11 protein-coding genes and 1 pseudogene are annotated in these 13212 nt (G+C 61.0%); 5 read left to right on the plus strand and 7 right to left on the minus strand.

Annotated elements, in window-relative coordinates:
* Position 1: 1 nt before the first annotated feature.
* Entirely contained in the window at positions 2 to 1231 is a 1230-nt protein-coding gene (locus HDG39_RS07600) for a DNA-binding protein (RefSeq protein WP_184004587.1), read from the minus strand.
* 2023 nt (positions 1232 to 3254) lie between these two features.
* On the opposite strand from HDG39_RS07600, the gene HDG39_RS07605 reads away from it, so the two are divergent.
* Positions 3255 to 4604 (plus strand): replication initiation protein, encoded by a 1350-nt coding sequence (locus HDG39_RS07605; protein WP_184004590.1) that lies wholly within the window; start codon positions 3255 to 3257, stop codon positions 4602 to 4604.
* A 58-nt stretch (positions 4605 to 4662) separates the two neighbouring features.
* Here the strand turns inward: HDG39_RS07605 and HDG39_RS07610 are convergent, their stop codons facing one another.
* Positions 4663 to 5718: a ParB/RepB/Spo0J family partition protein gene (locus HDG39_RS07610; RefSeq protein WP_184004593.1), complete on the minus strand. Its 1056-nt coding sequence runs from the start codon at positions 5716 to 5718 to the stop codon at positions 4663 to 4665.
* Between the two features lie 24 nt (positions 5719 to 5742).
* Positions 5743 to 6405 carry a ParA family partition ATPase gene (gene parA, locus HDG39_RS07615; RefSeq protein WP_013092840.1) on the minus strand — a complete coding sequence of 221 codons (663 nt, stop codon included), beginning with the start codon at positions 6403 to 6405 and terminating at the stop codon, positions 5743 to 5745.
* A gap of 730 nt (positions 6406 to 7135) precedes the next feature.
* Here parA and arsC point away from each other — a divergent pair.
* Positions 7136 to 7495: an arsenate reductase (glutaredoxin) gene (gene arsC / locus HDG39_RS07620; RefSeq protein ID WP_184004596.1), complete on the plus strand. Its 360-nt coding sequence runs from the start codon at positions 7136 to 7138 to the stop codon at positions 7493 to 7495.
* A gap of 54 nt (positions 7496 to 7549) precedes the next feature.
* Here the strand turns inward: arsC and HDG39_RS07625 are convergent, their stop codons facing one another.
* The gene (locus HDG39_RS07625) at positions 7550 to 8533 is read right to left on the minus strand and encodes a sulfonate ABC transporter substrate-binding protein (protein ID WP_184004599.1); all 984 of its coding nucleotides are present in this window, start codon (positions 8531 to 8533) and stop codon (positions 7550 to 7552) included.
* A 248-nt stretch (positions 8534 to 8781) separates the two neighbouring features.
* On the opposite strand from HDG39_RS07625, the pseudogene HDG39_RS07630 reads away from it, so the two are divergent.
* Together HDG39_RS07630 and HDG39_RS07635 are read left to right on the plus strand one after the other, a co-directional pair.
* Positions 8782 to 10159 (plus strand): annotated as a pseudogene (locus HDG39_RS07630) (GntT/GntP/DsdX family permease).
* A gap of 45 nt (positions 10160 to 10204) precedes the next feature.
* Positions 10205 to 10495 carry a DUF1272 domain-containing protein gene (locus HDG39_RS07635; RefSeq protein WP_184004602.1) on the plus strand — a complete coding sequence of 97 codons (291 nt, stop codon included), beginning with the start codon at positions 10205 to 10207 and terminating at the stop codon, positions 10493 to 10495.
* A gap of 24 nt (positions 10496 to 10519) precedes the next feature.
* Here the strand turns inward: HDG39_RS07635 and HDG39_RS07640 are convergent, their stop codons facing one another.
* The 3 genes from HDG39_RS07640 to HDG39_RS07650 all read right to left on the minus strand — a co-directional run bounded on the left by HDG39_RS07640 (position 10520) and on the right by HDG39_RS07650 (position 12314).
* Positions 10520 to 10732: a zf-HC2 domain-containing protein gene (locus HDG39_RS07640; protein WP_184004605.1), complete on the minus strand. Its 213-nt coding sequence runs from the start codon at positions 10730 to 10732 to the stop codon at positions 10520 to 10522.
* The gene (locus HDG39_RS07645; RefSeq protein WP_184004607.1) at positions 10713 to 11321 is read right to left on the minus strand and encodes an RNA polymerase factor sigma-70; all 609 of its coding nucleotides are present in this window, start codon (positions 11319 to 11321) and stop codon (positions 10713 to 10715) included. Before HDG39_RS07645 ends, HDG39_RS07640 begins: the two co-directional genes overlap by 20 nt.
* Positions 11322 to 12098: 777 nt before the next feature.
* Positions 12099 to 12314, minus strand: a complete 216-nt coding sequence (locus HDG39_RS07650; protein ID WP_026226445.1) for a hypothetical protein — start codon at positions 12312 to 12314, stop codon at positions 12099 to 12101.
* A 290-nt stretch (positions 12315 to 12604) separates the two neighbouring features.
* Here HDG39_RS07650 and HDG39_RS07655 point away from each other — a divergent pair, with 290 nt between their 5' ends.
* The gene (locus tag HDG39_RS07655; RefSeq protein WP_184004610.1) at positions 12605 to 13159 is read left to right on the plus strand and encodes an NADPH-dependent FMN reductase; all 555 of its coding nucleotides are present in this window, start codon (positions 12605 to 12607) and stop codon (positions 13157 to 13159) included.
* Positions 13160 to 13212: the final 53 nt, after the last annotated feature.

A 13212-nucleotide genomic window follows, 5' to 3' on the forward strand; every position in this document is an offset into this window, starting at 1 on the left:
GTTAACGCATCGCGTGGACGGAGCGGGACGACGGCGCTGTGGTGCCATCGTTCGACAGGAACTGGTTCACCGCCGCGAGCCTTGATTCGCCGAGGCCGGAAGAGTGCTCGCATTCCGGGCACAACAGTTCGAAACGGTGATCGACCTGCGACAGCTCCGGCTCACCCTCCTCGCATTTCGGGCATTTCGCGGGCAGTGTCACGTGGCCGTCAGCCGCAGTGCCGATCATGCTCAACTCTTTGCTCGTGAGCCGCCCCTCAGTAACCAGCGAGCACAGCAGTACGGCGATGGCCGGATCGATGCCCTGCTGGCCACGCAGGGTGGCGACTTCTTTCGTCAGCGCGTCGACTTCGTCCGACTGCTCGCGCAGCTGCGCGTCGAGCCGATCGGCGCGCGCCTTGGCGGCGGCAATCTGCTGAATGAACTCGAATTCCTTGCGGCTCGCGTCACGCACGCCGGACTGATACGTCGCGGCCATGCTACGCAGCGAGTCGAGTTCGACCAGCATCGGCTTGACGCGCCGCTCGGCTTCCGCGACCGCATCCTTGATCTGCTGTGCATAGTGCTCCGTGCTTTGCCGCAATTCGACGTGCAACGCGTCGATCCGGTCGCGCAACGCAGCATTGGTGGTCTGTTCGTTTTCGAGCCGTTGCCGCAGCGCTTCGTTCTCCTGGTCGAGCCGACGCGTGGTTGCCTGCATGCCTTCAAGGTGAACGCTGCCGTGCGTAGTCGCGCTCGATAACTGGGTTTCAAGTGCGCGAACCCGCTCCCACGCGGCTTCGGCGCGCGCTTCGCTGCGCCTGATGGAGTCGTCGGCCGCATCCCGACGAATTTCCGCCTCGCGTACGCGCAGCTCGGCGGCGCTGATCTGCGCGCGGATCTCCTCACGTTCGCCATCGAGCGACGCTTTGGCCTGCACGACCGCTTCTTCGAATAGCGCGCCCAGCAGTTCGCCGGCGCGATCTTCGAGTGCCTTTGGTATCGCGCCCGCTCCGACCTTGACCCGCGATACGCTGCGGATGCGCTCCCAGAAATGATCGATGTCCTTCGGGATGTCGCTCGCGCTGCCGGTTTGCGTGAGATCGCGAACGGCTGCCATCGATGGTCGGATGCCGAGATCGAAAAAGAGCCGTTTGCAGGCATGCAGCGACAGATCCTGGCGGCGCACGCCCTGCGCACGCATTGATTCAAGCTCGTCGCGAATGGCTTGCCGCTCCTGATCCAGATTCATGTTTACCTCGATGTGGCTCGAATTGGATGGATCATAACAATTTACGTAGTGTTTGCTACCGATTTATCGGTGGCGAAGGGATTGGCGCATACCGACAGGCTTTTGTGTGCAAATTGCGATAGTAAACACGCGGGGACCGTTTTTCTCCGTGAAACAAAACGAAGAATAGCTAATAAGCCCTTGTATTAGAAGAATTTTGTTTGATTCTCGCATGATCGCGCACTGTTTCACGATTGATCGGCAATGGCTGCGGGGTGTTGGGCCCGTGTTTCACGGGGCTCGCGGGTGCAAGGCTTGAGAGTAATAAAAATAAACACCTTTGAACCCTTGTTAAAAACGTTAACGACTCGGCAGACCCTTATCTGGCGGGGCTTTCAGCCCAGCAAGGTGAAGCTTTGCGGGAGACTTGGTGAGGGTCTGCGGGAAGCTCGGGTGATGGGGTTCGGGAAGCTCGGTGAGCGGCTCCGGGACGGAACGTGAGCGGGTTCAGGAAACGCCGTATACGTGGGGTTTGGGCAAAGGTGAGGTTTTGCGGGACTTCGCAGCCGCGAAGCGCCCGACAGCCCTCGAAAGTGTTTGTTCGGTTTGGCCTGCAGCAAGGTGAGGGCTTTCGGGAGGCTCGCGAGCGTGGTTTTTTGCCGGTTTTTTGGGGTGGATAACCGCTTGGGTGAGCCGTGGCGGGAGAAAACGTGAAACGAAGGTGAGAGTTTTCGGGGCGCGGGGTCCAATTTTGCTTTCTTTTTGAGCATCCAGACTGCTGAGGTGAGGTTTTACGGGAGCCAGGATGGATTTCGACACATCGATTGCCCGAAAGACCGGTTAGCGGGAACCGCTGGCGATTGGAAAGGTGAGGGGATTCGGGGGAGCTGGCTTATCAGCAAATCCGCGAGCTGATTTGGCCGGCGATTTCGTCAAAAGTGAGGCTTTTCGGGAAGGTCTGGATAGGGTTCTGCGCATTAAGGTGAGGAGATTCGGGACTGAAACGCGGGTCATCGGCCGGAGATGCCCGGCAGATGGCGATTTGCGAGTGTAGGTATACCGAGTCTCTGATTGCAGAGGTGAGTTTTTCCGGGAGATCCACGGGACACAATGAAAGTGCTGCGATGCGAAAAAACAGGCCTAAGGTGAGGTTTTACGGGGACACCCGGTGGTTCAAATACGAGATGGGGTTATCGCAAGTCACGGAAATCATTGATTTTTTGCCTGTCCTCCAGCAAAGGTGAGAGTTTTCAGGAGTTCTTTGGAAGGGAGCGCCGGGGCCTCCGTAAACGTCAAAGGTGAGGCTTTTCAGGAGATTGCATTGGAGAAATGCGGTACTGGCGCGGCATGAGCGCGTGTCGTGTTGTGCCGTTCCGCGGTGCTACGGTGAGGTTTTTCGGGAGCATCGGAGCGGTGAGGATTTGCCTGTGGTTGGATCTCCCCTTTTCGGCAGCTTCGGACGAAGCTCGAAGTCGAAACTGGTGGTTAATGCTGGCAGGTTCTCGGCGGTGAGGGCTGAATCGTCAGCGGAGGTACCAAGCAGTCGAATGGCGCGCCCGACGACAGGAAGCCTGATGCAGCGACAGCAGGGCTGACGGGGCGCCTGTCGCTGGCCCACGCCGCCTTGCGGGTCCGATACCGTGGGGGCATTCCATCTATTGATCCGGACTGTGCGTCGGCCTGCAGCACGCGATGCTCGACGAAACGATCGCGAGGCCGCACGACAAAGTCTTCACCCGCCCCGGACACCATCCGTTTGCACGAGGTTCTCGAAAAAATCCGCGAAAATTTTCGAGGTGAGGAGATTCGGGATCACATGCTCCCAGTTGCCGCACGCGGCGAAACGCGCCGGATTCGCAAACGCCGCGACCGGCAAGGAGAGCCCGATCCTGGCGGCACGCACACGAGGTGAGGGTTTTCGGGAGTTGCTCGAGGTGAGTTGCGCTTCGTAAACTCGCTTCACCGGCAATGGTGAGATGGGCGCTATAGACGCATATCACCACAGCCGGTATGCTCTCGCGAAATCCCCTCCTCACCTCGACGCATGGCTACGAAGCGCGCGAAAAAGACCGATGTTGTCAGCCCGAGCTCGGCTGAGCTGCGCAAAGCCGTCGAGGCGATCGCGATCCAGCCCAAGAGCGGCAAGATCACGCTGCTCACGCGCAAGCTTTTTAACGTGTTACTCGCGGTGGCCCAGCAAGCGGATGAGTCGGGCGACACCTATCGGGCGCTTCTGTCCGACATCGTCGCCAATTCCGCGTTCGATTCCAATGACACCGCGCTCGTCAAGGAGCATCTGCGCCGCATGGTGTCGGTGCAGGTTGAGTGGAGCACCGGCACGTCGAGTCAGAAGCCTGGCCGCAAATGGGGTATTTCGACGCTGATCGCGGACGCGGAAATTCTCGAAGATCCGACCACGCGTCGCGTCTGGGTCGAGTTTTCGTTTGCGCCGAAGATCAAGAAGAAACTGCTCGATCCGGTTCAGTATGCGCGGCTGAGTCTGCAGTTCCAGAGTCAGCTGCGCAGCAGCGCGGGCCTCGCACTCTACGAGATCTGCGTGCGCTACCTGACCAACCCCAGCCACTTGACGATGCGCGAGACCTGGGAATGGTGGCGGCCGATTCTGTCGGGCACGCCGGATACCGAAGCCGGCGACGAGGCGAAGCGCGAGTACAAGTATTTCAAGCGCGACTACCTGCGCCCGGCCATCGCCGAGGTCAACGCGGTCACGAACATTTTTGTCGAGCTGATCGAGCATCGCGAGGGTCGGCGCGTCGCTGAAATCCAGTTCCGCGTGACCGAGCGCAAGCAGCCGATGCTCGCGCTCGACGAACATCCAAACGTGTTCGACAGCACGCTGGTCGATCGGATGGTGAAGATCGGCATTCCGCTCAAGGAGGCGCAGACGCTTTACGCGGACAGCGAGGAGAACCGAATCCGCGCGGCGCTGCAGATGACCGAGCAGCGTATGCGCAGCACGTCACTGCCGCCGGTGCGCAGTGCGCCGGCGCTGTTCAAGGATGCGTTGAAGAAAGGCTATGCGCCGCCGGTCGAGGCGCTGCCCGCGGATGGCGGCACCAGCAAGGCCGCGGCGTCGCCGGCCGACGATCTGAAGGCGCGTCTGCTCGGCGAATACTCAGCTTACCGTCGCAAGCAGGCCTACGAGTTGTACAACGAACAGGGCGAGTCGGAGCGCGATATCGCGCGACAGTCGTTCGAGGAAGAAGAATTGCCGGGGCTCGGTACGCACATGCGCGACGACTGGCGGCGTCGCGGGCTCGAGTCGAAGATCGTCGAAACGGCGTTCTTCGACTGGCTCGCGCGCAGGACCTGGGGCGAACCGACCGACGGCGATCTGCTCGCCTTTACACTGAGCCAGTCGCGCGCGGCCTGATGGGTCGATAACTGCCTTTGGAATCCAGGCGGCGGTGCATGCGCACCGCCCTCACGTCTTACTTCAGCATCTTCTCGATCTGCCGCAGGATGTCGTCGCGCTTTTCACGCGTGAGGCCTTTCAGGCGCAACTCGAGCCGGTCGTCCCCATACGACTTCAGATCGCCGACCGACACACCACCAAGCTTGATTTCCAGACGTTGCGCGTAGCGCTGCCGGCCCGCCGGTTTGGCGCTTTCCTGCGAGGTCGCTCGGCCTTTGACGATGTCGGCGACCTGGCGTGTGCTCAGATCGTCGGAAAGGATCCGGTTGATCAGTCGCAGTGTCGCCTCCGCGCCGCGAGCCGTGTGGTAGCGGCCCACCTGATACGCCATGTTCGAGCCGAAGCGATCAGGGCGCGCGACCATCTCCTGCATCACGGTTTCCGGGAGTTTGGCGATGGACAGCGCGACTGCGACCGTCGATTCGTCGAGGCCGAGATGTTCGGCCAGTTCCTTCTGGCTCTGGAAATGCCGCTCGTCGAGAAAGCGTCGCCACACGACCGCGTTGTCGAACACCGTCTGCGAGTCGCGCTGCACGTTGAGGTCGTAACCGAGCTTGTAGCTTTGGATGCCGATCGGCAGATCGATGACTATCGCTTTCACCGACTCCTTGTTCGCTTCTTTCAGCGCGCGCACGCGTCTGCCGCCGTCACTGACGAAGTAGGTGCCAGGGTTGTCATAGTCGGGAATGACGTGAATCGCCTGCTGCTGCCCCTGCTTCGCCAGATTGACGGCAAGCTCCGCAATCGACGACTTCACATAGAAGTGCCGTGGATTGAACGGGCTCGGCTTGATCGTTTTGAGCGCCAGTTCGACGATCTGGCCGGGACGATAGCCGTGCTCGAGCCTCCAGGCGCGGTAGGCCGCCGATTCGTTGTCCGGATCAGGAATCTCCGCGTCCTGCAGACGCGACGGCAAGACGGCCGGAATCGGATGCCCGGCGATCGCGGGAGTTTTCGGCTCGTTTCTGACCAGGCCGTCGATCGCATTCAGACGGTCGAGCGCGGTGCGCTTTTCGCTGCTGGACGTGTCAGGACGTGCTTGAAAGCCTTTGGCGAACTGGGACGGTTTCATTCAGGGTCCTTTATGCGCATAAATTCACGGGAGCAAGGCGGCGATCTCGTTGGCGCACGCCCGTACTTCGAGCGCGGCGAGCTTCGCGCCGCGGTCGTTCATCTGAAGCACCGTTTGCCCTAACGCCATTGCCTGCTTGTAGGCTTCGCGCGTGGGAATCTGGGTCTTGAGGAGAGGGAAGCCGAGTTCTTCGAGCGCGCGTTTCAGTTCGCGCGTCAGCATCCGTTTCTCTTCAGTCTTGTTGAGCAGGAACACGGCTCGCAGGTCTTCGTTCATGACCTGCGCTTGCTGGACCAGCTTGACGAGACCGATGCTCGACCAGTAATCGGCAGGGGACGAGGAAGTTGGGATCACCGCAACGCTCGCCGCAAGCAGAACGACGCCGGAGACTTTTTCGGTGATGGATGGCGGGCAGTCGACGACGATGATGTCGTAATCAGCCACGAACTTCTTGATCTCGCGATGGATCTGGCTGCCTGCTTCGGACAGGTTGACGACGGCGAATGGAATACCGATGTCGCCGTCGGAGGCAGCACTGGCCCAGTGAATCAAAGTATTTTGGCCATCCGCGTCGACGACGAGAACGCGTTTGCCTTTCTCGTGAAATGCAGCGCCGAGATGCATCGCGATGGTGCTCTTCCCGACCCCGCCTTTCTGCTGTGTTACCGCGATGATTTCTGCCGCCAAATTTCACCTCCTCTTTTTAGACGCAAATGGATTTTACCTGGTTGAATTGCTATTTCAAATGATTTGCGTAAGCGCAGTTCGGAAATTGGCCATTCGGCAAAGGGTTTATGCGCAGAAAGAGGCATCGGACGTGTGCCCGGATCTTGCGGGATATCAGAGCAAGCGTGGATTGGGGCTTAAGGGTTGCTGATCGCTGTCTTGCCGCGGCAAAGGGAAAGTAACGAGTGCTCGCGTACTGCGTGCACAGTCGTCGGTGACTGTTCGCGATTATTCTCGGGCCGATGTGCTGGGAAAAGGAGCGCACGCGTCTGAGCGACCAAAGGGGTGAGGAGGTGCCAGACTTTATGCGCATAAAGTTCGCGTCCCAATTGGCCCGGAGGGACGATTCGTCGTGAATTCGTCCGACACCGATTCTCCCCAGACATGGCGGCAAGCGTCAAGCGTGCGTCCGGTGCTTCATCAGCGGGGAATATAGGTTGTCGCTTGAATCGCGCCCGCGCGAGCGAATCGCAGGCGCGACTAGAACTCAGGGTGCCAGCGTTAAACGGTTCCCACTCGCCTCGAAGGCGGTGTGGGTTTATGCGCATAAACCGACCCACCTCGCCGATGTTTCAAACAACGCGGATGCCGCGCAGTCATCCCGCGCCACGTCATCAAGTCACCCGCTAAAATTCCCGAACCCTTCTAACCGTCACAGCAACCTTCAACGGCGTAAGCCCCGAATCCAGCCATGATCACCATCTACCACAACCCCCGCTGCTCCAAATCTCGCACCACCTGCGAACTCCTCGCGAACACCTACAACCCCGCAAACGAAGCGACGGAAATCGTCGAATATCTGAAGAAGCCACTCACCGTCGCAGAGCTCGAGAAGCTCAATGCTCAACTCGGCTGTCCCGTCCGCGAAATGATCCGCGACACCGAGGCTGAATATAAAGAGCTCAATCTTGCCGACACGTCGCTGACGGACGCCCAGCTCTATGAAGCATTGGCGATGCATCCGATTCTGTTGCAACGACCGATCGTCGTCAGAAACGGACGGGCTGTCATCGGCCGCCCGCCGGAAAATGTCGCCGCGCTTTTCGCCTGATCGCGCGACCGTCGAAGTAAAACGATGCGGGCGATGCGGACTCGAACTGCTGCGCTAGGCTTTACCGGACAGCGCGGCATCCTTGGTCACGATCTTCGTCGGGATCAGATGCAGTTCGGTGAACGTATCCGCGATGCGCTGTTGTTCCGCAAGTACGTTCGCGTCGACGGGCTTGTAGATATGCGCGTAATGCCGCAAGCCTGATTCGATCACGCTCGCGTCGAGCCCTTGAATCGGCGCGAGTTGGGCGGCGGCCTCGCTGTAATGGCCGCGCACCCACTCCCCTTCCTTGCCGACTTCATCGATCACGATCGCAAGGACGTCGCCGTTCTGTTGCGCGAAGGGCCGCGCGCTCAGAAAGAACTGGTGGTGACTCACGATACCCTCGGCATCGGCGAGCTGCCGCGCGTTCGTTTGCCGCCTGGCGGCTTCGAGGAACGGATCCCAGATCGCCCACGCATCGACCGCACCGCGCTCGAAGGCCGCGCGTGCATCGGCGGGCGGCAGATACACGGGTTGGATCTCGCTGAACTTCACGCCGTTCTTCCGCAACGCGGCGACGAGAAACCAGTGCACATCCGAGCCCTTGTTCAGCGCAATCTTCTTTCCCTTCAAATCGGCCAAGGTTTTGATTGGCGCGTCCGGATGCACGAGGATGCCTTCGGCGTGCGGCGTCGGTATTTCATACGCCGTGTAGACGAAATTGGCACCCGCGGCCTGCGCGAAGACGGGCGGCGCTTCGCCCACATAGCCGAAATCGATCGCGCCGACGTTCAGCCCTTCCAGCAATTGCGGCCCAGCCGGAAACTCGGTCCATTCGACCGTGATGCCAAGTGGCGCGAGCCGCTTTTCGAGCGTGCCGTGCGCCTTCAGCAATACCAGGGTGCTTGCGGCTTTCTGATATCCGATGCGAAGTTCTTTTGCATGTTCATTGGCGGCAAATGCGGCGGCGGAGAAGACCGGCAACGCGGCGGCGGCCAGCGTTGCGCCTACGCCGGCCAGGAACGTACGGCGCGTCAGCAGCGGATCACGGGACATGAGAATACTCGTCGAAAAAGAATTTAACGGACGCCAAAAGATGGTCCGATTGGCTCCGACGATAATTCGTCTGCGGGCCTGGACGAACCGATAAATTCGCATAAGCAAATCATGCGGCAGTCGTGAAGCATTGCCCAAAGCCCAACCTATCCCCTCCCGCTACAGTCGACCGGCAAAAACAAGCGGCCGCGACCACCAGCTCGCGGCTGCATCGATCGACTGCAAACGAAGAGAGGAAAAAAACCGCCGTGCCTGTAACGACAACACTGACACCGTGGGCCGCCCACGACACCCAACTGATCCTGTCGTGCGCGCTTGGACTAGCACTGATCATCATCTTCATCAGCGTGCTGAAGCTCGCGCCGTTCCTGTCGATCCTGGTCGGCACCTTCGCGGCGGGCTTCACGGCCGGCCTGCCGCTCGAAGCAGTCGCGAGCGCGTTCAGCAAAGGCGCCGGCGCGTTGCTCGGCGACGTCGGCATCATCATTGCGCTGGGGCGCGATGCTCGGTGCGTTTATGGCCGAATCGGGCGCCGCCGACCGGCTCGTGTCGACGATCCTCGCGCACTCGACCCCGCGCACGCTGCCGTGGATGATGGCCGTCGTCGCGCTGCTCATCGGCCTGCCGCTGTTCTTCGAAGTCGGCCTCGTGATGATGGTGCCGATCATCTTCGTCATGGCGCGTCGCGCGCAGCAGCCGATTCTGCGCATCGCGATTCCCGCCCTAGCCGGTATGACCACGCTGCATGCGCTGCTGCCGCCGCATCCGGGTCCGCTGATCGCGGTGAGCGCGTTGCACGCCGATTTCGGTTTGACGTTGGGCCTCGGCCTGATCGTGGCGCTTCCCGCTGTGGTCCTCGCCGGTCCGCTGTATGGCATCTGGCTGTCGAAACGCATGCACGTCGTCGAGCCTGAAGAAATGGGCAAGCTGTTCACCGCCGAGCAGAACGGCTTCGAGCCGCCGGGCTTCGCGATCTCTCTGATCACGATCCTGCTGCCCGTCATACTGATGCTCGGGCGCACGGTCGCGAAGCTTCTGCTTCAGCCCGAAACGTTCCTCTTCAATACGCTGAATTTTCTTGGTGAGCCGCTGATCGCGCTGGGCCTCACCGTGCTGTTCGCGGTGGTCGCACTGGGCTGGTCGCGCGGCATGGCGCGCGAGCGCGTCGGGGGCATTCTGCGCAAAAGCCTGCCGCCGATCGCCGCGCTGTTGCTGACGATCGGCGCGGGCGGCGGTCTGAAGCAGGCGCTCGTCGTCGCGGGCATCAGCACGACGATCGGCAAGATCGCGGTTGGGGCGCATATGCCGCTGATCTTGCTCGCGTGGTTGATCGCCGTCGCGCTGCGCCAGGCCACCGGCTCGGCGACGGTCGCCACGACGACGACGGCCGGCATCGTCGCGCCGGTCGTTGCGGGCCTGAGCACGACGCACAATTCGCTGATGGCGCTCGCGATCGGCGCCGGCTCGGTGTTCTTCTGCCACGTGAACGACGCCGGCTTCTGGATGGTCCGCGAATATTTCGGACTCCAGCTTAAACAGACTGTACTGGTGTGGTCGGTCTTGCAGACGATCGTATCGGTCGTCGGTCTCGCGTTGACGCTCGTGCTATGGAGCGCGTTGACATGAGGCAGCAAGCCGCGCCTCGCGTCATCAACAACAGGAGCGACCGTCATGCTCGAATTGCGACCAACCTGCGAAGGCTGCGGCAAGTCACTTCCGCCGAACGCGCCCGACGCAATGATCTGCACCTATGAATGCACGTTCTGCGAGGTCTGCGCGCTGACGAGGCTGCGCAACGTGTGTCCGAATTGCGGCGGCAATTTCGCGCATCGGCCGATTCGCACCCGCGCGCAACTCGCCAAACATCCGGCGCGTGCCGATGCGCACCCTGTCGGCATCGATGAGGCATTGCATGCTCGCTTTTTCGAACGCTATCGCGACGTGCCGATCGGCGAGCGCTGAACTGCGGTGTGGCAGAGCGGCAAATCACTCGTCGCCGCTCACCTTTCCATCCACGTTCGCCACTCCGCCCGCCACATGCGCGGCGACCCGCAACAGGCGGATCTGTTTGCGATAGTTCCGGCACCCGCTGCAGGTCGGCAGATGCAGGCGGATCGCGAGCCATTCGCCAGTCGACAGGGAGCGGTCGAGCGCATCGGATAGCAGCCGCGTGATGTCCTTACATTTCCCCATTCGCATCCTCGCTGGATAGGCCTTTTTCGCTCAGGCACGTGCGCAGCCGCAGCCGCGCGCGATAGATCAGCACGCTGCAATGATTCGCGTTGATTTGCAGTTCGGCACAGATCGCCGCGATGTCGAGGTCGAGAAACTCCCGCATCATGAACACGCGTCCAATGTGCTCGGGCAAATGCTCGAGGCACATCTCGAACAGCGTCCAGAATTGCTGCTGGCGCAATGCGGTTTCGGGTGTCGGCCACGGACGCGGTTTGGTCGCGCCCGACCAGTGGCCGTTGTCCTTGAAGAGCTCGCGATCGAGCAGCGCCTCGCCGTCGAGTTCGGCTTCGAGCGCCGACAGATTGACCGTGCGCTGGCGCGCGCGCAGCGTGTCGACGAGCTTATGGCGCAGGATGCCGAACACCCAGGTCTTGTGCTCCGACTGCGCGGCGAAACGCGTGGCTTGAGTCCACGCGGCGGTCAGCGCTTCCTGCACGGCGTCCTCGGCGGCCGCGGCGTCGCGCAATTGCAGACGGGCGAAGCGCACGAGGTCACGCCGCAATTGCGCGAGATAAATGGGATCGTCCAGCGAGGGAGCGCCTGGCTGCGTCACGGCATGCTCCGTCGCTGCGCTGTCGGCCGCGCGCTGCGCTGCGCTGTCGGCCGCGCGCTGCGCTGCGCGTGTCGTCCTGAAACGTCGTGATTCATGAGCAGATGGTCGTCCTCGCACGGTTTGCGGATGCGTGCGCCATTCTCCCTCACGTTCCTGCCATAGCGAATCGGTATTGAACATATGCCCCTTGGCAATCGATGCCCGAGGAGCTTCGTCGCGCGGCGCGGCCGCTTATGACACCGGAAATTAATTGTTGCAAGAAATGATATTTCGAGCCTGCGCGCGACAAGGCTGCCGGATCGCCATACGGGCCGCTCAACGCGTCGCGGTCGACCACCAATTCAAAGCCACCACGCAATAGGGATTATTTCAATTTATAAAATAATGTCTTCTCATCTTCGCTGTTTGTGGATGCGGGCCCGCTCGCTATTCTTCACGCCATCGATCGCATCAGATCGCGCAACCAACACACAAACGAGGACGCACACCATGAAACGCATTTTCTCCGCCCTGATCGCTTCGGCCGCGCTGTTCGCAGCGGCTTCGGGTGTCGTTCACGCCGACGCTCCGGCTTCGACCTGCAACGGCCCAGCGTCGTACTGCAACGTATTTTTTGGCAACTGATCGCCACGTCGAAATGCGCAGCAAGGAAGCATGAGAAAAGGGCGCCGGCAACGGCGCCCTTTCGTATTCCAGTATTCAGCATTCGGCCTGCATGGGATACGGCGGCGTCAAGCGGCCCCTTCCAGCTACGGCCGACGGACAAACCCGCGAGTGCTAGCGGCTCGGCGCCTTCCCTCCGCCATCGAGTCCGGCGCCCGTGCGCCACACCTGTTTGCCTCGTTCCGACAACTCGCCGCAGCTATGCGTGGCATCGGCTTCGACGCCGTCGACGGCCATCTCGCCGCCCGCCGGCTCCTGCGCGCGCTGCCGCGCCTTCTTGCGCGCGGCGACCGCTTCGTCGTGGGATTTTCCTGCGTAGTCGAGACTCATGATCCGGTCCTCCAGAATGTCGATGGTGTCCATTTGCCTCAGATCGCCCTGGCCCGAAGGCATGCTTGATTGACAAGGCAAAAGTTCCACTTATCCACAAGGTTATTCAGCGAATCTGTGGATAACTTTTCTAGCCGCGAGGTTATCCACCGACAGGTGCCGCAAAAACCCTTCCCGATCCGCTATTACCTGGCCATATCCGCCAGGGCCTGGGCGTTTCGCGCGGCTTTTGCCTATGATGGACAGTTCGTACTCTCTGCGCGTCGAGCGCCTTACCTGAGGAAGCGAATATGGCCTATCACATTGCAGTAGTCGTCGGCAGCCTGCGGCGGGATTCGTTCAATCGCCAGCTGGCTCAGGCGGTGATTTCCCTTGCTCCAGCCGATTTCACCTTCGAATACATCGATATCGGCTCCTTGCCACTGTACTCCCAGGACTACGACGCCGACTATCCCGAGGCCGGCAAGAAGCTCAAGGAGCGCGTGCAAGCCGCGGACGGTCTGCTGTTCGTGACTCCCGAATACAACCGCTCGATACCGGGCGTCCTGAAAAATGCGATCGACTGGGGTTCGCGGCCGTGGGGCACCAACTCGTGGGCCAACAAGCCCGGCGCGGTGATCGGCACCTCGGTCGGTGCGACCGGTAGCGCGCTCGCTCAACAGCATCTGCGCAACGTGCTCGCCTATCTCGACGTCGCGGCGATGGGGCAGCCCGAGGTGTTCATCAAGCACGATCCAGCGGTGATCAACGAAAAAGGCGAGATTGTCAACGACGGCACGCGCAAGTTTCTGCAAACGTTCATGGACCGCTACGTCACGTGGATCAAGCGGCACGGGGCGGTGTAGCCGAGCCTCGCGCCGCTGACCGCGTCCTGACCATCCGCCGAAGCAACGCGAAC

It is taken from the genome of Paraburkholderia lebeckiae, from assembly GCF_014201005.1.
Lineage (GTDB): Bacteria > Pseudomonadota > Gammaproteobacteria > Burkholderiales > Burkholderiaceae > Paraburkholderia > Paraburkholderia tuberum.

Coding starts and splice junctions, on each gene's coding strand:
- HDG39_RS07635 (WP_184004602.1), top strand. CDS start 10,205: ATGCTCGAATTGCGACCAACCTGCGAAGGCTGCGGCAAGTCACTTCCG.
- HDG39_RS07640 (WP_184004605.1), bottom strand. CDS start 10,732: ATGCGAATGGGGAAATGTAAGGACATCACGCGGCTGCTATCCGATGCG.
- HDG39_RS07650 (WP_026226445.1), bottom strand. CDS start 12,314: ATGAGTCTCGACTACGCAGGAAAATCCCACGACGAAGCGGTCGCCGCG.
- arsC (WP_184004596.1), top strand. CDS start 7,136: ATGATCACCATCTACCACAACCCCCGCTGCTCCAAATCTCGCACCACC.
- HDG39_RS07625 (WP_184004599.1), bottom strand. CDS start 8,533: ATGTCCCGTGATCCGCTGCTGACGCGCCGTACGTTCCTGGCCGGCGTA.
- HDG39_RS07610 (WP_184004593.1), bottom strand. CDS start 5,718: ATGAAACCGTCCCAGTTCGCCAAAGGCTTTCAAGCACGTCCTGACACG.
- HDG39_RS07600 (WP_184004587.1), bottom strand. CDS start 1,231: ATGAATCTGGATCAGGAGCGGCAAGCCATTCGCGACGAGCTTGAATCA.
- HDG39_RS07655 (WP_184004610.1), top strand. CDS start 12,605: ATGGCCTATCACATTGCAGTAGTCGTCGGCAGCCTGCGGCGGGATTCG.
- HDG39_RS07605 (WP_184004590.1), top strand. CDS start 3,255: ATGGCTACGAAGCGCGCGAAAAAGACCGATGTTGTCAGCCCGAGCTCG.